20 protein-coding genes are annotated in these 20,775 nt (G+C 66.3%); 10 read left to right on the top strand and 10 right to left on the bottom strand.

Annotated features, from left to right (window positions below; all coding sequences use genetic code 11):
- From VF536_RS06425 to VF536_RS06390, 8 genes are all read right to left on the bottom strand, one after another.
- Window positions 1–1,242: a glycosyltransferase family 4 protein gene (locus VF536_RS06425; protein WP_331613985.1), complete on the bottom strand. Its 1,242-nt coding sequence runs from the start codon at window positions 1,240–1,242 to the stop codon at window positions 1–3.
- A 7-nt stretch (window positions 1,243–1,249) separates the two neighbouring features.
- A complete protein-coding gene (locus VF536_RS06420) occupies window positions 1,250–2,647 on the bottom strand; it encodes a hypothetical protein (RefSeq protein ID WP_331613984.1) in 1,398 nt (465 codons plus the stop codon).
- Window positions 2,631–3,908 carry a glycosyltransferase gene (locus VF536_RS06415; protein ID WP_331613983.1) on the bottom strand — a complete coding sequence of 426 codons (1,278 nt, stop codon included), beginning with the start codon at window positions 3,906–3,908 and terminating at the stop codon, window positions 2,631–2,633. Before VF536_RS06415 ends, VF536_RS06420 begins: the two co-directional genes overlap by 17 nt.
- Before the next feature lie 7 nt (window positions 3,909–3,915).
- A complete protein-coding gene (locus tag VF536_RS06410) occupies window positions 3,916–5,175 on the bottom strand; it encodes an O-antigen translocase (protein WP_331613982.1) in 1,260 nt (419 codons plus the stop codon).
- A 23-nt stretch (window positions 5,176–5,198) separates the two neighbouring features.
- Window positions 5,199–6,341, bottom strand: coding sequence for a dTDP-4-amino-4,6-dideoxygalactose transaminase (rffA, locus tag VF536_RS06405; protein ID WP_331613981.1), 1,143 nt, complete (start codon window positions 6,339–6,341; stop codon window positions 5,199–5,201).
- On the bottom strand, window positions 6,338–7,087 hold the full coding sequence (locus VF536_RS06400) for a GNAT family N-acetyltransferase (RefSeq protein WP_331613980.1): 750 nt from the start codon (window positions 7,085–7,087) through the stop codon (window positions 6,338–6,340). The genes rffA and VF536_RS06400 overlap by 4 nt, the downstream gene beginning before the upstream one ends.
- A gap of 62 nt (window positions 7,088–7,149) precedes the next feature.
- A complete protein-coding gene (locus VF536_RS06395; RefSeq protein WP_331613979.1) occupies window positions 7,150–8,265 on the bottom strand; it encodes a Wzz/FepE/Etk N-terminal domain-containing protein in 1,116 nt (371 codons plus the stop codon).
- A 94-nt stretch (window positions 8,266–8,359) separates the two neighbouring features.
- On the bottom strand, window positions 8,360–10,159 hold the full coding sequence (locus VF536_RS06390; protein WP_331613978.1) for an SLBB domain-containing protein: 1,800 nt from the start codon (window positions 10,157–10,159) through the stop codon (window positions 8,360–8,362).
- A 402-nt stretch (window positions 10,160–10,561) separates the two neighbouring features.
- Between VF536_RS06390 and VF536_RS06385 the strand changes: the two genes are divergently transcribed.
- Complete coding sequence (locus VF536_RS06385; protein ID WP_331613977.1) at window positions 10,562–11,686, top strand: glycosyltransferase; 1,125 nt, start codon at window positions 10,562–10,564, stop codon at window positions 11,684–11,686.
- Between the two features lie 73 nt (window positions 11,687–11,759).
- The gene (locus tag VF536_RS06380; RefSeq protein WP_331613976.1) at window positions 11,760–13,319 is read left to right on the top strand and encodes a DEAD/DEAH box helicase; all 1,560 of its coding nucleotides are present in this window, start codon (window positions 11,760–11,762) and stop codon (window positions 13,317–13,319) included.
- 14 nt (window positions 13,320–13,333) lie between these two features.
- Here the strand turns inward: VF536_RS06380 and VF536_RS06375 are convergent, their stop codons facing one another.
- Window positions 13,334–14,125, bottom strand: a complete 792-nt coding sequence (locus VF536_RS06375) for an SAM-dependent methyltransferase (RefSeq protein WP_331613975.1) — start codon at window positions 14,123–14,125, stop codon at window positions 13,334–13,336.
- Window positions 14,126–14,161: 36 nt separating this feature from the next.
- A complete protein-coding gene (locus tag VF536_RS06370; RefSeq protein WP_331613974.1) occupies window positions 14,162–14,773 on the bottom strand; it encodes a Maf family nucleotide pyrophosphatase in 612 nt (203 codons plus the stop codon).
- A 50-nt stretch (window positions 14,774–14,823) separates the two neighbouring features.
- Between VF536_RS06370 and VF536_RS06365 the strand changes: the two genes are divergently transcribed.
- From VF536_RS06365 to VF536_RS06330, 8 genes are all read left to right on the top strand, one after another.
- Window positions 14,824–15,387, top strand: coding sequence for a DUF177 domain-containing protein (locus VF536_RS06365; RefSeq protein ID WP_331613973.1), 564 nt, complete (start codon window positions 14,824–14,826; stop codon window positions 15,385–15,387).
- Window positions 15,388–15,599: 212 nt separating this feature from the next.
- On the top strand, window positions 15,600–15,785 hold the full coding sequence (gene rpmF, locus VF536_RS06360) for a 50S ribosomal protein L32 (protein ID WP_067277410.1): 186 nt from the start codon (window positions 15,600–15,602) through the stop codon (window positions 15,783–15,785).
- A gap of 196 nt (window positions 15,786–15,981) precedes the next feature.
- Window positions 15,982–17,115, top strand: a complete 1,134-nt coding sequence (plsX, locus tag VF536_RS06355; RefSeq protein WP_331613972.1) for a phosphate acyltransferase PlsX — start codon at window positions 15,982–15,984, stop codon at window positions 17,113–17,115.
- Window positions 17,112–18,101: a beta-ketoacyl-ACP synthase III gene (locus VF536_RS06350; RefSeq protein ID WP_331613971.1), complete on the top strand. Its 990-nt coding sequence runs from the start codon at window positions 17,112–17,114 to the stop codon at window positions 18,099–18,101. The genes plsX and VF536_RS06350 overlap by 4 nt, the downstream gene beginning before the upstream one ends.
- Before the next feature lie 143 nt (window positions 18,102–18,244).
- On the top strand, window positions 18,245–19,186 hold the full coding sequence (gene fabD / locus VF536_RS06345; protein ID WP_331613970.1) for an ACP S-malonyltransferase: 942 nt from the start codon (window positions 18,245–18,247) through the stop codon (window positions 19,184–19,186).
- Between the two features lie 35 nt (window positions 19,187–19,221).
- The gene (fabG, locus tag VF536_RS06340; RefSeq protein WP_331613969.1) at window positions 19,222–19,959 is read left to right on the top strand and encodes a 3-oxoacyl-ACP reductase FabG; all 738 of its coding nucleotides are present in this window, start codon (window positions 19,222–19,224) and stop codon (window positions 19,957–19,959) included.
- A 195-nt stretch (window positions 19,960–20,154) separates the two neighbouring features.
- Complete coding sequence (acpP, locus tag VF536_RS06335) at window positions 20,155–20,394, top strand: acyl carrier protein (protein WP_058936430.1); 240 nt, start codon at window positions 20,155–20,157, stop codon at window positions 20,392–20,394.
- A gap of 9 nt (window positions 20,395–20,403) precedes the next feature.
- A partial coding sequence (locus tag VF536_RS06330; protein WP_331613968.1) for a beta-ketoacyl synthase N-terminal-like domain-containing protein occupies window positions 20,404–20,775 on the top strand: 372 nt, incomplete at its 3' end.

Here is a 20,775-nt window from a genome sequence, read left to right as displayed (position 1 = left end):
TCAGCGCGTCCCGTGATGGGTCCTGGCGGTCTCGTACTCGGCCAGCAGACGCTCGTAGTAGGCCGACTCGGTGTGGCGCTGACGGATCATCTCGATCGCGCGCAGGCCCATGGCATGGCGCTGTTCCGGGGGGAGCGCGGCCGCTCGATCGATGGCGCGTCCCAATGCCGCTTCGTCGGAGGCCTCGAACAGATAGCCGGTGGTGTCGTCGATCACAAGTTCCGGGATTCCGCCGATCGCCGCGCCGAGTACGGGCGTGCCGACGCTGAAGCACTCGAGAATGGACATGGGATTGTTCTCGTACCACTCGGACGGGACGATCGAGAAACGAGCACGGCTGAACGCCTCGCGCAGTGCGGGGGCGTCGAGCTTGCCCAGGAAGAGGATGTTCGGACAGCCTTCGAAGCGTTGCCGGAGCGTGTCGTCAAGGGGCCCTGTACCGGCGATGTGTAGCGTCAGGTCGGGCCGTTTGGAGAAGGCGTCGCAAAGCAGCGCGACGCCTTTCTCGTGAGACAGGCGGCCCGCAAAGAGGAAGGGGGCGTTCGCGTCGATCGGCGTCGGTTGGGCGGCGACGTCCTTGTCCGCCACGAAGTTGTAGAGCACCGTGCTCTGGTTCTCGATCGTGGGCATGAACTCGACATGCTTGCGCCGGCAGAACTCGGACACCATGAGGAATCGGTCGATGTGGGAGGGATAGTCGTACCTGCTGTCCCGGACCTTGCATTCCCACGCGGACAGGGCGCTGGCCAGGGCGCTGCCGCGGTTGCAGCGATGGATGACCGCGTGGTGGCGCTGCCCGGTCGCACAGCGCTCACAGACGCCCAGCTTCTGCGTGTACATCGTCGAGATCGGACACAGCATGCGGTATTCATGAACCGTCATCACGCAGGGGATGCCGAGGTTCTTCAATGCCTGAAGCACCGAGGAACTCAACTGGCCGTAGAAGATGTGCAGATGCGCGATGTCAGGGCGGAAGGTCTGGCTGAGAGTTTCAATGGCCTCAGCAGTCTCGTCCCGGTAGACGAATTGACGGATGTTTCGCAGCGTCGTCAACGGGTTCTTGCTGAAGTACCCGTTCTGGCGCAGCAGCACCGAGCGTTTGCGGTCGTCGAAACTCCTGTCGCCGCAGGCGAGCGTCGCGACCTCGTGACCCTGGTCCAGCAGCAGCTTGGTGGTGAGTTGAAAGACGCGATCAGACCCTCCCCGGATGTCCTCGAAGTTGTTTATTTGAAGAATGCGCATCGTGGCTTCACTGCAAGGCTGGAGATGATTGATTCGAGGACGTTGGAACGGGATTGGACGATCGGTGCCAGTGCCGCACCGCCGCGTCGGCCAGGAAATAGCAGAAGAAGAAGAGCCCGTATCTCGACAGGAGGATCTGCGAGGAGAAGGAAATGATCACGAGGCCGACGGCGTACAGACGCAGCGAGGCGGCTTCCGGCGTGCCGCGAGCGCCCTTGGGCGAGCGCAGACCGAGGCCGACCATGACGGCGCCACCCAGCACGAACGGCAGGCCGCCCACGAGCATGAAGCCGAACCACATGATGTCGAAGACGGCGATCGCGCCGCCGTCTGCGAACAGCTCCGGCAACAGGCCGGCGTTGTAGAGGGTCTCGACGAGATCGATCAGCGGCGTGGGCATCCCACCGATCAGCAGGCGGGAACCGCCCTCGGACAGCAGTTCCGGCAGCGCGAGCAGCATTCCGAGGCGCTGGTAGCTGAGCACGACGATCAGGTCGTCCCAGTTACTGCCCGGGCCGACATAGATCTCGGGCAGGAACCACAGGAACACTACGCTCACAGACACCAGGATCCCGGCGATCGGCCAGCGCCATCGGCGCAGCCAGTCGCTGCCCTGCAGACTGTGCACCAGCGCGATCGCCAGGGACGCCAGCAGCGTGGTGTTGGAGCGGCCGCACAGGATGATGAGCCAGGCCGCGGCGATCGTGAGGAAGTTGGCGCGCCGCGGCAATGCGTGACACAGGATGAGAAGGCCGACGTAGCTGAGTTCGATCGGATTGCGAAGCGTCAACGAGGCGAATGACTTGCCGAGGCTGATGCTCGTGAGCACCGCGTTGGTCTTTTCCGCGGGCGTGAATCCTTCATGCAGGGTCTGCAGAGGACCGGCCAAAACTTCCGAGAGCAGGAGCTGGACGACCGAGAGCGCCGCCAGCACCAGCGCCAGTGCGCCCAGGGCGGAATCGAACGTGCTTGATGCTCCGGTCGAGGGAACGCTGCGGCGTGGATGCGAGAGCGCCGCCGTCACGAAGATCACCCAGACCGTGTAGCGCATGGCCGCGAGGATGAACTCGTGATTGCCGCTGCCCGAAAGCACGGTGGTGCCCAGGGCGATCGCGTACAGGAGTGCGGGCGCGACGATCCAGCCGCCATAAGCGTCGAGCAGCAGCCGGATGCCCCGCCGGGCACCGAGGCACAGCCCCGCCAAGGCGATCAGGTCCTGGACCTGGACGGCGATCGAGTAGACGCCTGCGGAGCCGGTGGCCAAGTACAGCAGCATCGCTCCCGTGTCCACCCAGAACGGGAGCAGGAGCAGCAAGACGAACGAGGCTTCGCTGACGGGCTTGAATGCCGTGGCCGCGGCCCGGGGCGGTGCCGGGACGGGTGAGAAGTTATCGGACGTCGACATTGGAGTGGCGGGCGAAGAACTTGGCATGGCCCCGCCGGGATCGCCAGATCAGCGTCACCATGCTCGCATTCAAGCAAACCCAACCTGGAATGCCGAGCTTCGGGAACTGGAAGGCACGGGCTCCTGCGGGAGACATCAACTTCAAGAATGCGCGCGTGGTGCGTGCGAGGCTGAAGTCCTCGGCCCGGTGCACTGCACGGCGCGCGACGTCTTCGTACGCGGCATCCGACCCTTCGTACAGGGATCGCAGGCAGTCGTCGAAGGTGGTGGTCGTGAATGGCAGGCCTTGGTCGTGGTACGACAACCCCGTCAATTGATGCAGGAAGCCATAGGTGGTCGCGTCCTCGACATGCTCGATGCCGACGATCGCCGGCACGCCGGCGGCGGAGGCCTCGATCAAGGCGGTGCCGCTCCCCACGAACGCGAGGGCACCCGCAAGGACGTCCTGGATATGCTCGTAAGCGATCGCTCCCTTGAGGGAGATCAGATCCTCGACCCCGAGGCGGACGATCTGCTGTCGCAGCGCCTCCTCGCATTCCCCGGTCCCATAGATCTCGTAGCGCAACGGCAACCCGGTTGCCTTCAGGCGAGCGATCGTGTCGATCATGTGGGTGTTGTAGGTCTTGAACGGCGTCAACCGACCGATCGAGATCACGCGGTCACTTCGCCTCCCTAGCGTGCGTCCGTGCCAGCGATCGAGGTCGACCCCGATCGGGGACACCGGGCTCGCAGAGAAGTCCCGGCCGAAACGCTGCTCATGGACGCGTACCGAGGTTTCATTGAAGAAGACGACATTCTCCGCGGGCAGCGCTCGAAACAGGCTGTGACCCCAATCGACGTAGCGATTGCCGGTGTCCTCGAACAGGTACTCCCGATCGTGATACACGCCAGCGGTGACGCGGCCAAGATCGACCGCGGTGGCCAACCGGGACGCGAACATCAAGGAGGTCGTGTCGGGGGCGTGGCACACGTCCGGCGCGCCACCGAGCCATTCGCGCAGGGCGGCCACATTCAGTGGAAGCACGAACCGGGTCAGCGGCTTCGCATGGATGGGACGCCAGGGGCCGGGAGGAAGAAACTCGTCTAGGAAGGCCACGGAGGCGTGCTGGCGAAGTTCCGCGAGTAGCCCCGGATCGGCACGACGCGTGGCGAGGAGCACCGAGACGCGGGCGCCGGAGCGCTGCATTGCCGTGCTTAATCGGACAAGTAGCGTCTCGATGCCGCCCAACGGAAGGCCGACATACAGGAAAAGTAGATGCATGGGCCAATCAGGAGGAACTCGGCGGCAGGCGCCGTAGATAGGTTAGGTAAACGGCCACGCAGATCGGAAGATAAAGCCCGTAGGTCAGGATGTAGGCGTAGGTGACGCCGATCGGGCCGAATCGATCCACAAGCAGCCACCCACCGACCAGCATGCTTACGCCCTGGAAGACTTCCGCGGAAATGTAGAGCGTCAGATTGCCGCGCGACAATGCCACGAAACCCAGGACGAGGGACAGACCGCGAAGCGCATCGCCCAGGCACTGCCAAGGCAGAAAGGTGATGGCCAGGCCGAATTCACGTGAGAACAGCAGACGCACGAGCTCGGCCGAAAAGAAGTAGGCGAAGGCGGTGATGGCGGCGATGACCGGCAAGAGGAATCGGTAGGCCTCCATTACATGCTGCTGCAAACCCGCCCGATCCCGCACCGCGCTGATGCGGGGGAGGAAATGGCTGCTCAGAAGAACGCCGACGAACTGAAGCGAGGCATCGGAGAATCGCAGGACGGCTTGCCACGAGCCGACGTCATCCCAGGATCCGCGAGCCAGGATATGTTCGCGTAGCAGGATCTGGACGGTTGGCATTGCGATGGCGGAAACGACGACCATCAGGCTGAACTTCGCCAGGTAGGAAAGATCGGGAGGGTGGATACCCCAACCGTTCCCTTCGCTTTGCCGCTGTCGCAGCCAACGGATCCCATAAACGATGGCAGGACAGGCGGCCGACCACACCAGGCCATAGGCCGCGCCCTTGACACCGAAGTTCCAGGCGGCGAGCGACAGGCCGAGGAGGCCGATCACCACGGACGACGACGATACCCAGGCAAAGGTCAGCGTCTGCTTCTCGGCGATGACCCGACCGGCTGCGAGCGTCGAGAAGCAGAGCGCGAACTGGAGCAACGCAAAGAGGCGCACTACCCCCACGAAGCCGGTGTCCCTGAAGAGGAAAACGCTCAACGGATCCGCCGCGATCAGAAGCACGAGGGCCGCGACGGCGGAGGCGACCGCACCGGCCGTGCGGGCGGTGCGCCACAGGCTCTCCCTCTCCGGGGACGACTCTTCCCGTTGCGCTAGCCCGGTCACGACACCGTTCTGGATGCCCCCGGCGGCCAGCAGCACACAGATCGCCATCATGCTCATGAACTGCCCGAGCTGGCCCAGGCCCGAGGGCCCGATGCTCACCGCGATCAACTTGACCGTGACAACGCCGCCCAGCAATCGGACGAGCGTCGATGCCCCGATGAACAGGCCCGCCTTCTTGAAGTTCATGTCGCAGCTGTCCGGCCGGACGATCAGCGCTGTTGGCGCAGATTGGCGATGATCGCCTCCGCGATTCGATCCACGTCGTTGTCGCTCAGCTCGAAAAAGAGGGGCAGACGCACCAGGCAATTCGAGAACCGATCGCTGTGCGGCAGTGGACGGCCGTCGTGCTTCTGCTGGAAGTAGGGACTGTCATGCAGCGACAGGTAATGGAACACCGCGTGGATGCCCTGCTCCTTCAGCGAGGAGATCAGATGGGTGCGTTGCTCGATGTCGCGGCACACCAGATAGAACATGTGTGCGTTGTTGGTGGCGTATTCCGGAATCACTGGAAGCGTGACGCCGAATTCCGGGAGCACCGGTGCGAGTTGCTCCCAATATCGTTGCCAGATCTGTTTGCGACGGGCCTGGATTGCATCGAGGCTCTCCAATTGGGCAAACAGGTAGGCGGAAATGATGTCCGAGGGCAGGAACGATGAACCCACGTCCACCCAGCCGTACTTGTCGACCTCGCCGCGGAAGAACGAACTGCGGTTGGTGCCCTTCTCCCGGATGATTTCGGCCCGTCCGGCGAATTGCAGCTCATTGATAGCCAGCAGCCCGCCTTCGCCCGAAATGACGTTCTTGGTCTCGTGGAACGAGAACGCCGAAAGCGCACCCAGTCCGCCCAGGGGGCGACCCTTGTAGAACGAATCGACGGCCTGGGCCGCGTCCTCGACCACCGTCACACCGTGGCGTTGCGCGATCGAGAGGATCCGGTCCATGTCGCAGGCGACGCCGGCGTAATGCACGACGACGATCGCGCGGGTACGCGAGGTGATCAGGGGCTCGATGAGCTCCGGATCGATGTTGGGGTTGCCGGCCTCGCTGTCGGCGAAGATCAGCTTGGCACCGCGCAAGGCGAACGCGTTCGCGCTGGAGACGAAGGTGAACGACGGAACGATGACCTCGTCGCCTTCGCGAATGTCCAGCAGCAGCGCGCACATTTCCAGCGCATCCGTGCAAGACGTCGTCATCAGCGTCTTTGCAAAACCATAGCGTTGCTCGAAGAAGTTGTGGCACTTCTTCGTGAACACACCATCCCCTGAAATCTTTCCAGACGCTACCGCTTGCGCGATGTAGACCAGTTCCCGCCCGTGCAGATACGGCTTGTTGAATGGAATAGCGGTGGTCATAGTCCTCTCCATTGATGGAACGTGTAATAGCTGTGAGACGGAATGAGCCCTTCGCGAGCCCAGTTCCGCTGCACCGGCCTGTTGTTCAACTGTGTCGAGCTGAAGAACCCGCGGCAACCGCGACGGTGCGCGTTCAACAGCGACGCCTGGATGAGCGCGCGATGCAGTCCCTTTCCCTGGTGGTCCGGGTGGACCGCGAAGAGCACGCCTTCGCTGTCGCCGTCCGCGTCGTTGAGGGTGGCGAACGCGACGAGCGTCCCGGCCCCCCCGGCAGCAGTGTGCCGGATCGTGACGATTTCCTGAGCCACTTGCGGGGATTCGGCCGAACGGGCGGCCCAGGACACGTACACCTGGTCAGCCGCCTCCGGCGCCAGGCGATCGTCGGCGTGGTAATGCCCGCCGTACGCGGAGAACGACAGACGCGCCACCTCCGCCATTTCCTCCGGCGTCGGACGCGTATCGTCGGCAACGCGATAGGAGGCGGGCAACTGCGGGGGAGCCAAAGGGCGCTCGTCAAACGCCCGTCGGAAATAGACCAAGGTGTCCATCAGTCTGAAACCTCGGTCCTCCATCTGCTGAACCGTCCTGAGATCGTCGGTGCCCACCCGGGCGATGACGAAGTCGACGCCGCGTTCATCACACCAGTCTTCGATCCCTGCGAGGTCTGCGGCGGACTCGACCGTGCACTTGGCGGTCACGACACCGAAGCGTTCGGCGTCCATGGGCGAGAGATTGATGTTGCGCATGTCGGAAAGGCGCCGTCAGCCCATCCGGGCTGCGCGGATTCGGGCCAGGCGATGTCGGTTCGTTATTGAGCGTTCGATGGCGATCGACGACGCGCACGAATGTAGAAGAAGGCGATGGCGGCAAACGCGCCGGCGACCGTGGCACCGATCGCCGTGAACACGCGCTTTGGCCGCGTGCGGCGGTCCGCAGGCTGCGCCACGTCGATGATCTGGATCAGCGCGCCATCCCGGCTCTCGTCGGATCTCGCCAACTCATATTGGCGGGCGAAGATCTCGAACAGCGCTTCTTCGTACTTGTAGTCCCGGTAGCGGCTGACGTAGCTCACGCGGCTTTCTTCGCTGCCGTTGCCGGACGCTTCCAGCCGGGCGAGGGCGGCATCCGTGCCCGACAAGGTCGCGCGCAGCTGTTGGATCTCCGGTGCGTTGTCGGCCAGGCGGGATTGAAGGGCGCGCAGGCGCACCTGCAGCGAGGTCTGCTCGGCCTTGAGGCGTGCGAACGACTCCGCCGCGGCCTTGGGCTCAGCCTTCAGGTCGCCGACGCTGAATCCGCTGTCCTGCAACTTCAGCTGTGCGGTCTTCAGGCGGTCGCGGGCGAGCTTGAGCTGACTTTCGAAGAACACGCGGCGCTGCTGTGCCTCGGTCAGCGCCAGCGAGCTGGTCATCTTTCGCAGCTCGGCGACATACAGGTTGGCCATGTCGGCCGCACGTTGGGCGCTCGTGTCATCGACCTCGATGTAGATCAGGCCGTCCTTCTTGCCCGCTGCGATCCGCACGTTCTCTGCCAGCTTCTTGCGCGCTGCCGAGCGGTACTTCACATCGTAGACCTCCATCAGCGTGTGGCGGTCGATCAGGATGTCGCTGATCGTGGCGCTCTGGAGCAGGGAGACGAACTGTTCGGCCTGGTTCTTGATCGACGAGGCACCGCTGGCCAGGTTGGCAAGCGCTCCGAGCGACGCCATGGCGGCGACGGCCGAACTCTGCTGCTGCGGAGAAATGAAGCTGGTCCGCGAGGTATAGGTCGGGGGAATCAGGAAGGTGATTCCGAATGCGACGACGCCGGTAGCGAGGGCGGTTCCGGCAATCCGCTTCCAATGGGGCAGGAGAAGCGCGGTCACCGGCTGTGCCGGTGAACCGGGCGTGATCGGCGCTTGGCCGTGAGGGGTCACTGGATCGTTCAAGGTGCGTGTCCTGATTGGAGACTTCATCAAGCCCGCGAGAAGGAGTGCTCACGACAAGCGCCCCACCGGACTTGGCTGCCAGACTGCAAGTTCGTCAGTTCTTGATCGTCTTCAACGCAGCGACGCCCAGGCCGAAGTTGGCCAGGATCTGCGTCCAGTCCTTCGCGTCCTGGACGAAGGTCGACTTGTTCATCTCTTCAGGCACAAAGACCGTATCGCCCGGGAGTGCCGGAAGGCCCGCAAGGCTGGTACCGCCCAGCCATCCGCTGCTTTGCTGGCGCGCGCTCACGACCGTGCCGTTTGCCCGGATCACGAAGGCGCCACGCGCATCGGCGCCACGGGTCGGACCACCGGCAAGTTTCATCACGTCGTCGACCGTCGCGCTGTTTTGCAGCAGGAAGCTGCCCGCGTTGAACACGCTGCCGAACACGCCCACCGTCGAAGGCCGGGCCGGCACCAGCAGCCGGTCGCCGTCTTCAACGGTCAGCGCGGGCAGCGCCCGCGCATCAGGTTCGAGCTGCAGCACGACGCGTCCGGTCGGGCGCACGGCCCGCAGCCGGGCGACCAGGCGCTCGGTGCCAGCGGCACGCTGTGCATTGCCCGCCGCTTCGTCGGCCGTCGAGGCCCGCTGCGTGCTGCTGTTCTTGGTGAACTCCGTCTCCAGGTCGCGCAGCGCGCGGTCGTAGTTCTCCTGCTGCGACTGGCGCACGCTCTCGCGCGAGAAATCGGTGCCGTACACGTAGGCCTGTGTCGTCAGGCCGCCGGCGGCCGCGATCGCGTCCTGCAAGGTGCTCGTGGGCGGCAGCACGTACTCGCCGGGCCGGGAGACTTCGCCCTCCACCGTGACGCGCTTGAATTGCTTGCCCAGCGGTAGCGCCGCGTTGACGCTGCTGAACGCGCGGATGACGTCGCCATTGCCGGCCACGGTCTTCTGTTGCGACGGCAGTTGCAACTCGCGCACGCGGCGGTCGTTGCGGTCGCTCAACTGCTCGATCGAGACGCGTGAGCGATCCGCCACGGCACTGAAACCGCCGGCCATCGCCAGCACGTCGTCCACCGTCTCGCCCGGCTTCAGCTCGACGATCGACTGCTTGTTCACGCTGCCGAGTACCGCCACTTGGGGACCGATCGGCCCGATGTGGAGCACGTCCTCGGGCTGCAGCGCGCGGTCGCTGGCCTTGTCGCCCTTGAGCAGGAGGTCGTACGCGTCGAAGGTGGCGACGATCTGGCCGTTGCGACGCAGTTCGATCTGGCGGAAGCTGCCGGCCGCCGACGGGCCGCCCGCGCGGATCAGGCCGCTCACGATCGTGGCCAGGCTGCTGACCGTGTACGCACCGGGCTTCGCGGTGAAGCCGGTGACGTAGATGCGGATCGTGCGCAGCTTGCCCAGCGAGGTGCTGACCTGGAAGTTCTTGAACGACTGCGCGATACGGGCGCGGATCACGTCGTTGAGATCGCCGTAGCGCACTCCCGCGACGAGCACGGGGCCGACGCGCGGAATGGTCACGCGGCCGGCGCGGTCCACGGTGAGGCGGAGGTCTGCGTCGACCGAACCCCAGGCGGTCACCTGGATCTCGTCGCCGACGCCGATCAGGTAGTCGGCCGGTGCTTGACGGGGGCCGTCGAGCTCGCCGTTGGGGGATCGCTGGTCGTCCAACATCAGGTCCGCGCCCAGGCGGCGGATCACCATGTCCGAGGTGATCACGCGCGACGTCGTGCCGACCGGGGTCTGCTGCTGATCGCGCTGCGTGGATTCGTAGGCGTCGAACTCCGACCGCTTCAGCAGGTCGAGGATGCCCGGATCCTTGAGGTCGATGCCGTTCAGCTTGTTGACGTAGAGCTCGAACTCCCCGGGCACGTACTTCTGCTTGCGGCCACGGAATTCCGATGGCACCCCGCCCCCCTGCGCCGAGGCGTCCTGGGACTGACGGACGGGCGAGTTCAGCCTCACGGGTCCCGCAGTCTCCGCGGACTCGTACATTGCTTGCGAGGATTGGGACTGGCTTCCCGACGTCTGTGCCCATGTGGGCGCGGCCATCAGGCAGCTTGCCAGCAGCGACAGCGCCAAGCGTGCCGGCCGAGCGGCCGTGGGGTCGGATGGCAGGTGGGTCGTCGCGGCCGGGCAAAGGGCGCGTTGGGCGCTAAGTTCCATGCGTGATCTCGTCTCAGGTGAACGTCGGCCGGCTGCTACGAGCCCCGTGACGAGCCGTGCCGGAACGGCCAGCGGCGCATTCTATGGCAGCACTGTTGCGTCAAAACCGCCTTGGGCCTGGAGCCCGTCGTTACACTGCCGCCCATGTTGTATTTGCTCATCCCGTTCGCGCTGGCGGCGGCGATCACGCTCTACGTGGTGCACTCGTCGACGGTGCATGGTCATCTGTCTGCTGACCACGATCTGTCCGGCCCCCAGAAGTTCCACGCCCGGCCCGTGCCGCGCATCGGAGGGGTCGGCATTTTCGTGGGTCTGGCCGGCATGGTCGCGCTGGCCTATTTTCTCAAGCACCCGCAGGCCAAGACCGGCCTGCTGCTACTGCTGTGCGGCCTGCCCGCCTTCGCCGCCGGCCTCATCGAGGACTTCACCAAGAAGGTCTCCCCGCGCGAGCGCCTGATCGCCACCGCGATTTCCGCCGGCCTGGGCTGCTGGCTGCTCCAGGCCATGATCTCGCGCACCGACATCCCCGGCCTCGACTTCATCGTCGGGACCACCGTCGGCGCGGTGATCATCACCATCTTCGTCGTCGCCGGCGTGGCCAACTCGGTCAACATCATCGACGGCTTCAACGGCCTGTCCTCGATGTGCGTCAGCCTGATGCTGCTGACCCTCGCCTACGTGGCCTACCAGGTCGGCGACACCGAACTCGCGCTCTGGGCGCTCGCGGGCGTGGGCGCCATCCTCGGCTTCTTCGTCTGGAACTATCCCGCCGGCCTGATCTTCCTGGGAGACGGCGGCGCGTACTTCATGGGCTTCTATCTGGCGGAGATCGCCATCCTGCTGATCCATCGCCATCCGCAGGTCTCGCCGCTGTTCGCGCTGATGGTGTGCATCTACCCGGTGTTCGAGACGGTCTTCTCCATCTACCGCCGCCGCTTCCTGCGCAACACCAGCCCCGGCGATCCGGACGGCATCCATCTGCACTCGCTGATCTACCGCCGACTGATGCGTTGGGCGATTGGCGCACGCGACGCGCGCCTGATGACGCGCCGCAATTCGATGACGGCCCCTTATCTGTGGACGCTCTGCCTGTCTTCCCTGGCGCCGGCCCTGCTGTTCTGGGACTCGACGCCGATGATCGCCGCGTGCATGGTGCTGTTCGGCGTCGCCTACGTCGCGCTGTACTGGCGCATCGTGCGTTTCCGGACCCCGAAGTGGATGGTCTTCCGCGGCGACCAGCGCAAGCTGACCGATCGTTCGGCGCAGTGATCCCACAACGGTCCGCGTGCGCGGATCGGTGGTTTCCCGGGGCTTTCGAGGGCTTGGAGGATAATCCGCGCCCATGACCGACACCACCCCGACGCCAAACCCTCTTTTCGACACGCTGCCGCTGGACCCCAAGCTGCTGCGCGCCGTGTCCGATCAGGGCTACGCGACGATGACGCCCATCCAGGCCAAGGCGATCCCGATCGTCCTCGCCGGCCGCGATGTGATGGGCGCCGCCCAGACCGGCACCGGCAAGACCGCCGCGTTCTCCATCCCGCTGCTGCAGCGCATGCTCAAGCACGAGAACGCCTCGATGTCCCCGGCCCGCCACCCGGTGCGCGCGCTGGTGCTGGCCCCGACCCGCGAACTGGCCGACCAGGTCGCCAACAACGTCAAGGCCTACGCCACGCACACCAACCTGCGCGTGGCCTGCGTCTTCGGCGGCATCGACATGAAGCCCCAGACGCTGCAGCTCAAGGCCGGCGTCGAGGTGCTGATCGCCACGCCGGGCCGGCTGCTCGACCACATCGAAGCCAAGAACGCCGTGCTGAACCACGTCGAGTACGTGGTGCTCGACGAGGCGGACCGGATGCTGGACATCGGCTTCCTGCCGGACCTCCAGCGCATCCTGAGCTACCTGCCCAAGGCGCGGCAGACGCTGCTGTTCTCGGCGACGTTCTCGCCCGAGATCAAGCGCCTGGCGCAGAGCTACCTGCAGGAGCCGGAGCTGGTGGAAGTCGCCCGCCCGAACGCCACGGCGTCGACGGTCGAGCAACGCTTCTTCAGCGTCGACGACGACGACAAGCGCGCTGCGGTCAAGCAGCTGCTGCGCCAGCGCGAGATCCGCCAGGCGATCGTGTTCGTGAATTCCAAGCTCGGCGCGGCGCGTCTGGCGCGCACCTTCGAGCGCGACGGCCTGCGGACCGCCGCCCTGCACGGCGACAAGTCCCAGGACGAGCGCCTGAAGTCTCTGGAGGCGTTCAAGCGCGGCGAGGTGGACCTGCTGGTCGCGACCGACGTGGCCGCGCGGGGCTTGGACATTGCCGACCTGCCGGCGGTCTTCAACTTCGACGTGCCGTTCAATGCCGAGGACTATGTGCACCGCATCGGCCGTACCGGTCGCGCGGGTGCCTCGGGCCTGGCCTTCACGCTGGTGACCAAGGGCGATGCGCGCCTGGTCGGCGAGATCGAGAAGCTGATCAAGCGCAAGCTCGACCTGGAGCCGATCGAGCTCGAGGGCGAGCGCCGTCGTCCTGACAGCGATCGCGGCGATCGCGGTGACCGTGCCCCTCGCGGCGAGCGCCCGGATCGAGGTGAGCGCACCGACCGCGCGCCGCAAGGCGAGGGCGGCGGCGAGCGTCGCGACTTCCGTCGCGAGCGCGAAGACCGTCGGGACGAAGCCTACAGTTCGCACGGCTCGCATTCGCATGCGCCGGCGCGCGCACCGCGCCAGGCTTACGACCCGCTGTTCGACAAGCCCTACGAAGCCACCCAGGGCTCCGACGTGGCGGCTTGGGAGAAAGGCCCGGCCAACGGACCGCGCGGTGCGCTGTCGTCCAACATCAAGCCGAAGAAGAGGGTGGCCGCGCTGTTCGGCGCCAAGCCGCCGCCGGTCACGGCCGACAGCGAGTCCTGATAAGCGAGTCCTGATCAGCGAACGCCGAGGATCGCGAACACCGCCGGCACCTTGTCCGGCAGCGACTTCGGCGCCTGACGCCATTGTTCGACCGTGGCCGTGTGCGTCCACGCGTCCTTCAAGCTCAGCCCGCAACTGACCGACAGCAGCGAGCCCGGCTTCAGTGCCGCCAGCAATGCCTGCAGCAGCGCGCTGTTGCGATAGGGCGTCTCGATCATCAGTTGCGTCTGCTGCTCGCGGGCCGAAAAGTTGTCGAGCGCCTTGATGCGCGCCGTGCGCTCGGCCGCGTCCAAGGGCAGATAACCGACGAAGGCGAAACTCTGTCCGTTCAGCCCGCTGGCGGCGAGCGCCATCAGCAGCGAACTCGGTCCCGTCAGCGGCACGACCTGCACTTTCGCGGCATGGGCTGCGGCGACCAGCTTGGCGCCCGGATCGGCGACGGCCGGCATGCCAGCCTCGGAGATCAGGCCGATGTCGTGGCCCGCCATGGCCGGCTCCAGCAGCGCCAGCCAGAGTTTCTCCTCGCTGGAGGATGTCGTCACGGCGCCTGACGCAGGGCCTCGACCTTTCTGCGGGCGCGGGAGCTCGTCGATGTGCTGCTCCTGCAGTGGTACCGCCAGCGGATGGATCGCGCCGACCCGCTTCAGGAAGGCGCGCGTGGTCTTGGCGTTCTCCGCCGCCCAATGCGTGATCGCGGCGGCGCGCACGAGCACCGCGTCCGGAAGGACCTCCCGCAGATCGACCTCCTGGCCGTTCATGCCGAAGTCGAGGGTGTTGGGGACGAGGAAGAGGCGGCCGCGGGTCATTGTTGTTCTCGGAAGGTCGGGTTCAAGGAGGCAGGTTCAGGAGAGCTGGCTCAGCGCGTCCAGCCCGCCCTGGCGCAGCAGCGCGGCGGTGCGGATCAGCGGCAGGCCGATGAGCGCCGTCGGGTCGTCGGATTCGATCGCGTCCAGCAGTGCGATGCCCAGGCCTTCGGCCTTGGCGCTGCCGGCGCAGTCATAGGGCTGTTCGGCGCGGAGGTAGCGCTCGATCTCGGCATCGCTCAGATCGCGGAAGCGGACGCGCACGGCGGCCAGATCCTCGGCGACGAAACCGGTCGCCGCGCAGACCACCGCCAGCGCCGTCTGGAACACGACGGTGCGACCACGCATCGCGCGCAACTGCTCGACGGCACGCTCGTGCGTGCCCGGCTTGCCGATCGGCCGACCGTCCAGATCCGCGACCTGGTCCGAGCCGATCACCAGCGCCTGCGGGAAGCGCGCCGCCACCGCTTGAGCCTTCGCGAGTGCCAATCGCCGCGCGAGCGCCTCGGGGGTTTCGCCAGGGCGTGGGGTCTCGTCGACGTCCGGTGCCGCCGTCTCGAACGGCAGCCGCAGGCGCTCCAGCAACTCGCGCCGGTAGCGGGAGGTGGAACCCAGGATCAGCGGGCGTGAGGCCCCGGAAGCATCGGTCATGGGGGTGGATTCTCCCATCGGGGCGGAGGCGCCTCGTACACTTGCGCCCCATGAAACCGCGTTCGTTCGACCCACTGAAACTCGATGTCGGCGTCTTTGTCCGCGAAGGCGGCACGCTGGCGGGCGAGTGGCCCATCACCAGTCTGACGCGTCTGGCTGATGCCGCCGCGCCCGAGTCCGATCCGGCCCAATGGCCTCCCGTGTCCTGGACCGCCCAGGGTGAGTTGCGCACGCCCAAGGGCGGCGAGCCGCAGGCGTGGCTGGAATTGACCGCCGAGGCGCAGGTCGCGGTGACCTGCCAGCGCTGCCTCCAGCCGGTGCGCGAGGACCTGGCGGTGTCGCGCTGGTTCCGCTTCGTCAAGGATGAGGACATGGCGGCCGAGATGGACATGGACTCGGACGACGACGTCCTGGCGCTGCCGCGTCACCTGGACCTGCGGGAGCTGATCGAGGACGAGCTGCTGCTGACCCTGCCGGTCGTGCCGCGTCACGAGGTGTGCCCGGAGCCGCTGCCGCATGCGAACGTCGAAGAGGACGAGGCGCCGACGGAAGAACGGCCCAACCCGTTCGCCGCGCTGGCGGCACTGAAGAAGGGCTCCGGCGGCAAGGCGTGACACCGGTTCGGTGCTGTGCTATAGTTTCCGGCTTTCCCGGATCGAAGTGCGTTCATGTGATTGGGCCTGAGTGGTCCAGCGTGGGTGCGCAACCGGGACCGAGGCGTCGGTAGCGGAGCATCCTTGTCGGATCCGCGGTACAGCTCGAGTTCTCTCGAGAGCCCGAGCAACCTCGAATCACCAGCCAGCCGAAGCCTTTAGGAGAATCCATCATGGCCGTTCAGCAAAACAAGAAGTCCCCCTCGAAGCGCGGCATGCACCGCTCGCACAACGCCCTGGTCACCCCGGGCACCGCGATCGAGCCGACCACCGGTGAAGTGCATCTGCGTCACCACATCAGCCCCAACGGCTTCTATCGTGGCCGCAAGGTGCTGAAGACCAAGGGCGACGCCGCCTGATCGATTCGATCAGCCGGTCCGGAGGGCTCGCACGGGCCCCCGCCTGGTCTCACAAGATAAAAAAGCCCGGTTCCGCATCACGCGTTGCCGGGCTTTCGCATTTCCGATCCGTCCTCACGGCGGCTTCCCTTGTCGCGCACGCTTCTTGCGGGGTCGCTACAGTCGCACCTTCGACCGGTGTTCTTCCCAGGTTTCGATGACCGCAATTCCCGTCACCCGCTCATCGCCATCCGCCGAGCCGCTCCGCCTGTCGGTGGACTGCATGGGCGGCGATCACGGCCCTGCCGTCACTCTCCCGGCTTGCCAGGCCTTCCTCGCCGCGCATCCGCAGGTGGAACTCGTGCTGGTCGGCCTGCCTGACGCGCTCAAGGCCGCGCAATCCTGGCCGCGCACGCGCATCGTCGCGGCCAGCGAGGTCGTCAACATGGACGATCCCATCGACGTCGCCCTGCGGCGCAAGCGGGACTCTTCGATGCGGGTGGCGCTCTCCCAGCTCAAGCCGGGCAAGGACGGCACGCCCGCGCAGGCGCATGCCTGCGTCTCGGCCGGCAATACCGGCGCGCTGATGGCGGTCGCCAAGTACCTGCTGAAGACGCTGGAAGGCATCGACCGTCCGGCCATCGCCACCGTGATGCCCAACCAGATCGGCGGTTTCACCACGGTGCTGGACCTGGGCGCCAACGTCGACTGCGGACCGGAACACCTGCTGCAGTTCGCCGTGATGGGCAGCGCGCTGGTGTCGGCGGTGGACGGCAAGGAGAACCCGACCGTCGGCCTGCTGAACATCGGCGAGGAAATGATCAAGGGCAACGAGACGATCAAGCGCGCTGGCGAACTGCTGCGCGAGGCCGCCTCGCACGACCAGTTGAACTTCCACGGCAATGTGGAAGGCAACGACATCTTCAAGGGCACGACGGACATCGTGGTCTGCGACGGCTTCGTCGGCAACGTGGCGCTGAAGACGGCCGAAGGGCTGGCCAGCATGATCTCCAGTTTCATCAAGGCGGAGTTCACGCGCAGCTGGTGGACCAAGGCCATCGCGCTGCTGGCGATGCCGGTGCTGCAGCGATTCAAGGACCGCGTCGACCATCGCCGCTTCAACGGCGCGGCGCTGCTGGGCCTGCGCGGTCTCGTGTTCAAGAGCCACGGTTCGGCCGATGCCTTCGCTTTCGAGCAGGCTTTGAACCGGGCGTATGATGCGGCCCGCAACCGGCTCCTAGACCGGGTTCACGATCGCATCGTCGCAACGCTGCAGGCGCTTCCCGCGTCTGCCAATGAGGAGGGCGGCGATGCAGGAGACACGGCGGCCACCGCCGCCCACGCTGCATGACCACTGCTTCCACGCGCCACGCCCGCATCCTCGGAACGGGCAGCTACCTGCCCGCGAACCGCGTCACCAATACGGCCCTGGCGGAACGCCTCGCCCGCGACGGGATTGAAACCTCGCATGACTGGATCGTCGAACGGACCGGCATCCATGCCCGTCACTTCGCCGACCCGCACGTCACGTCCAGCGACCTGGCCTTGCCGGCCTCGCTGGCCGCGCTCGAGTCGGCCGGCGTGCGCGCCGACGAGATCGACCTGATCATCGTCGCCACGTCCACGCCGGACATGGTGTTCCCCTCGACCGCCTGCCTGCTGCAGCAGAAGCTCGGCATCCACGGCTGCGCCGCCTTCGACGTGCAGGCCGTGTGCTCGGGCTTCGTCTACGCGCTGACCGTCGCCGACTCGATGATCAAGACCGGCGCCGCGACCAAGGCGCTGGTGGTCGGAGCCGAAGTGTTCTCGCGCATCCTCGACTTCAAGGACCGCACGACCTGCGTGCTGTTCGGCGACGGCGCCGGCGCCGTGGTGGTCGGCGCCAGCGACGAGCCCGGCATCCTCGCCAGCGAACTGCATGCCGATGGCCGCCATGTCGACATCCTCTGCACGCCGGGCACCGTGTCCGGCGGCGAAGTCCTCGGCCATCCGCTGCTGAAGATGGACGGCCAGGCCGTGTTCAAGCTGGCGGTGGGCGTCCTGGAGAAGGTCGCGCGTTCGGTCCTCGACAAAGCTGGCCGCACCGATGCCGACATCGACTGGCTGATCCCGCACCAGGCCAACATCCGGACCATGCAGGGCACGGCCAAGAAGCTGAAGATGCCGTTGGACAAGCTGATCGCCACGGTCGACGAGCACGGCAACACTTCTGCCGCGTCGATCCCGCTGGCCTTCGACGTCGCGGTGCGTGCCGGCAAGATCAAGCGCGGCGACACGGTGATGCTGGAAGGCGTCGGCGGCGGCATCACCTGGGGCGCGGTGCTGCTGGACTTCTGATTCCCGACTTCCGAAGCCGTTCCGGCGCCCCTCCTGGCGCCACGCCCGGCGGCCGGACGCGCGCGCCTGACCGCGGCACCCGGCGTGCCGTGCGGCTGTCATGCGCGCTTCTCCCTCCTCATCGATAGTCCCGGACTCCAACCATGAGCAAGAACTTCGCAATCGTCTTCCCCGGCCAGGGCTCGCAGTCCGTCGGCATGCTGGACGCCTGGGGTGATCACCCGGAAGTGGTGCGCACGCTGGCGGAAGCCTCGGCCGCGCTCGGCGAGGACATCGGCGCGCTGATCAAGAACGGTCCGAAGGAACAGCTGGACCTGACGACCAACACCCAGCCTGTGATGCTGACCGCGGGCATCGCCAACTACCGCGCCTGGATCGCGGAGACCGGCCTGGTGCCGTCCGCTGCTGCCGGCCACTCGCTGGGCGAATACACGGCGCTGGTCGCAGCCGGTGCGCTGAGCCTGGCCGACGCGCTCCCGCTGGTGCGCTTCCGCGCCCAGGCGATGCAGGAAGCCGTGCCGGTCGGCACCGGCGCGATGTCGGCCATCCTGGGCCTGGATGCGGCCGTGGTCCGTGAGGTCTGCCAGAAGATCGCCGCCGAGTCGGGCGAGGTCGTCGAGGCCGTGAACTTCAACGATCCGAAGCAGACGGTGATCGCCGGCTCGAAGGCGGGCGTCGAGAAGGCCAACGAAGCCCTCAAGGCCGCTGGCGCCAAGCGCGCGCTGCCGCTGCCGGTGTCGGCGCCGTTCCATTCCAGCCTGATGAAGCCGGCTGCCGAACGCCTGCGCGAGAAGCTCGCCGCCGTGTCGTTCCAGCCGGCCGCCTTCCCGGTGATCAACAACATCGACGTCGCCGTGACCGACGACGCCCAGGCGCTGCGCGACGCGCTGTTCCGTCAGGCCTTCGGTCCGGTGCGCTGGGTTGAGGTCGTGCAGGCGCTCAAGGCCCGCGGCCTGACGACCGTCATCGAATGCGGCCCCGGCAAGGTGCTGGCCGGCATGGCCAAGCGCATCGATGCGGATCTGGTCAGCGCCACGGTGCTGGACCCGGCTTCGCTGACCGAGGCCAAGGCCCTGCTGGCCTGATCGCCGCCCCTTCATCCCGAATCCCGAGGTTCTTCATGTCCGACAACAAGCAAGTGGCGCTCGTGACCGGCGCCAGCCGTGGCATCGGCCGTGCGATCGCGCTGACGCTGGCCCAGAAGGGCTTCGTCGTGATCGGCACCGCGACCAGCGAGTCCGGCGCCCAGGCCATCACTGAAGCGCTGGCGCCGCACGGTGGCCGTGGCGCGGTCCTGAACGTCAACGACGGCGCGGCCGTCAACGCGCTGATCGACGCGATCGTCGGTCAGGACGGCGGCATCCAGGTGCTGGTCAACAACGCCGGCATCACCAAGGACATGCTGTCCATGCGGATGAAGGACGAGGACTGGGATGCCGTCCTGGACACCAACCTGAAGGCCGTCTTCCGCGCCAGTCGCGCCGTCATGCGCCCGATGATGAAGCAGCGCTACGGCCGCATCATCAACATCACCTCGGTGGTGGGCGCCTCCGGCAACGCCGGCCAGGCCAACTACGCCGCCGCCAAGGCCGGCGTCGCGGGCATGACGCGTGCCCTGGCCCGGGAGCTCGGCAGCCGCTCGGTCACCGTCAACTGCGTCGCGCCCGGCTTCATCGCCACCGACATGACCGAGGTGCTGCCCGAGGCGCAGAAGACCGCGCTGCTGGCCCAGATCCCGGCCGGCCGCCTGGGCGATCCGGCCGAGATCGCCCATGCCGTGGCGTTCCTGGCTTCCCCGGAAGCCGGTTACATCACGGGCGTGGAATTGCACGTCAACGGCGGCATGTACATGAATTGAGGTGGACCCCGTCCCACGCACACGGCGTGGACGGCCCACCCACCGGATTCACCCGGCCGGTGTAGGGCTGATAGAGTGCGAGCGCGCGCCGTATCCATCGTGGAAGGCGCGCCTCGGGAGGTCCGACTAGGGGCGCCACTCTAAGGCCTTAGAATCCCGGGTTGTTCTAGCAAACCACCCCCTCCTGGAGGAGTCATGAGCGATATCGAAGCACGTGTCAAGAAAATCATCGCCGAGCAGCTCGGCGTGCCCGAAGCCGATGTGACCAATGAAAAGGCCTTCGTCGCCGATCTGGGCGCTGATTCTCTGGACACCGTGGAACTGGTGATGGCCCTCGAAGACGAGTTCGGCATCGAGATCCCGGACGAAGAGGCCGAGAAGATCACCACCGTGCAACTGGCCATCGATTACGCGGTCAAGCACCAGAAGGCGTAAGCAAGCAGCATGAGCCGTCGTCGCGTCGTCGTCACCGGTCTCGGCCTGATCTCGCCCGTGGGCAACACGGTCGAGGAAGGCTGGGCCAACATCGTGGCTGGCAAGTCCGGCATCGACACCATCACCCGTTTCGATGCCTCGGTCCTCGCCTGCCATTTCGCGGGAGAGGTCAAGGACTTCAAGGTGGATGAGTACATCCCCGCGAAGGAAGCCCGCCACATGGATACCTTCATCCATTACGGGCTGGCGGCGTCGCTGCAGGCGATCCGCGACGCGGGGCTGCCCACCGGCGACGCGCTCGACCCGGAACTGGCGGAACGCATCGGCGTGCTCGTCGGCTCCGGCATCGGCGGCCTGCCGATGATCGAGGAGACGCATTCG

This window comes from Roseateles sp. (assembly GCF_036486225.1).
Taxonomy (GTDB): Bacteria; Pseudomonadota; Gammaproteobacteria; order Burkholderiales; family Burkholderiaceae_C; genus Roseateles.
Note: the sequence above shows the minus strand (reverse complement) of the source record. Positions and strands in the feature narration are given on the sequence as shown.

Excerpts from the sequence above, each read along its gene's own strand:
- VF536_RS06425 (WP_331613985.1), bottom strand. The coding sequence starts at position 1,242 with ATGCGCATTCTTCAAATAAACAACTTCGAGGACATCCGGGGAGGGTCT.
- VF536_RS06420 (WP_331613984.1), bottom strand. The coding sequence starts at position 2,647 with ATGTCGACGTCCGATAACTTCTCACCCGTCCCGGCACCGCCCCGGGCC.
- VF536_RS06415 (WP_331613983.1), bottom strand. The coding sequence starts at position 3,908 with ATGCATCTACTTTTCCTGTATGTCGGCCTTCCGTTGGGCGGCATCGAG.
- VF536_RS06410 (WP_331613982.1), bottom strand. The coding sequence starts at position 5,175 with ATGAACTTCAAGAAGGCGGGCCTGTTCATCGGGGCATCGACGCTCGTC.
- rffA (WP_331613981.1), bottom strand. The coding sequence starts at position 6,341 with ATGACCACCGCTATTCCATTCAACAAGCCGTATCTGCACGGGCGGGAA.
- VF536_RS06400 (WP_331613980.1), bottom strand. The coding sequence starts at position 7,087 with ATGCGCAACATCAATCTCTCGCCCATGGACGCCGAACGCTTCGGTGTC.
- VF536_RS06385 (WP_331613977.1), top strand. The coding sequence starts at position 10,562 with ATGTTGTATTTGCTCATCCCGTTCGCGCTGGCGGCGGCGATCACGCTC.
- VF536_RS06380 (WP_331613976.1), top strand. The coding sequence starts at position 11,760 with ATGACCGACACCACCCCGACGCCAAACCCTCTTTTCGACACGCTGCCG.
- VF536_RS06375 (WP_331613975.1), bottom strand. The coding sequence starts at position 14,125 with ATGACCCGCGGCCGCCTCTTCCTCGTCCCCAACACCCTCGACTTCGGC.
- VF536_RS06370 (WP_331613974.1), bottom strand. The coding sequence starts at position 14,773 with ATGACCGATGCTTCCGGGGCCTCACGCCCGCTGATCCTGGGTTCCACC.
- VF536_RS06365 (WP_331613973.1), top strand. The coding sequence starts at position 14,824 with ATGAAACCGCGTTCGTTCGACCCACTGAAACTCGATGTCGGCGTCTTT.
- rpmF (WP_067277410.1), top strand. The coding sequence starts at position 15,600 with ATGGCCGTTCAGCAAAACAAGAAGTCCCCCTCGAAGCGCGGCATGCAC.
- plsX (WP_331613972.1), top strand. The coding sequence starts at position 15,982 with ATGACCGCAATTCCCGTCACCCGCTCATCGCCATCCGCCGAGCCGCTC.
- VF536_RS06350 (WP_331613971.1), top strand. The coding sequence starts at position 17,112 with ATGACCACTGCTTCCACGCGCCACGCCCGCATCCTCGGAACGGGCAGC.
- fabD (WP_331613970.1), top strand. The coding sequence starts at position 18,245 with ATGAGCAAGAACTTCGCAATCGTCTTCCCCGGCCAGGGCTCGCAGTCC.
- fabG (WP_331613969.1), top strand. The coding sequence starts at position 19,222 with ATGTCCGACAACAAGCAAGTGGCGCTCGTGACCGGCGCCAGCCGTGGC.
- acpP (WP_058936430.1), top strand. The coding sequence starts at position 20,155 with ATGAGCGATATCGAAGCACGTGTCAAGAAAATCATCGCCGAGCAGCTC.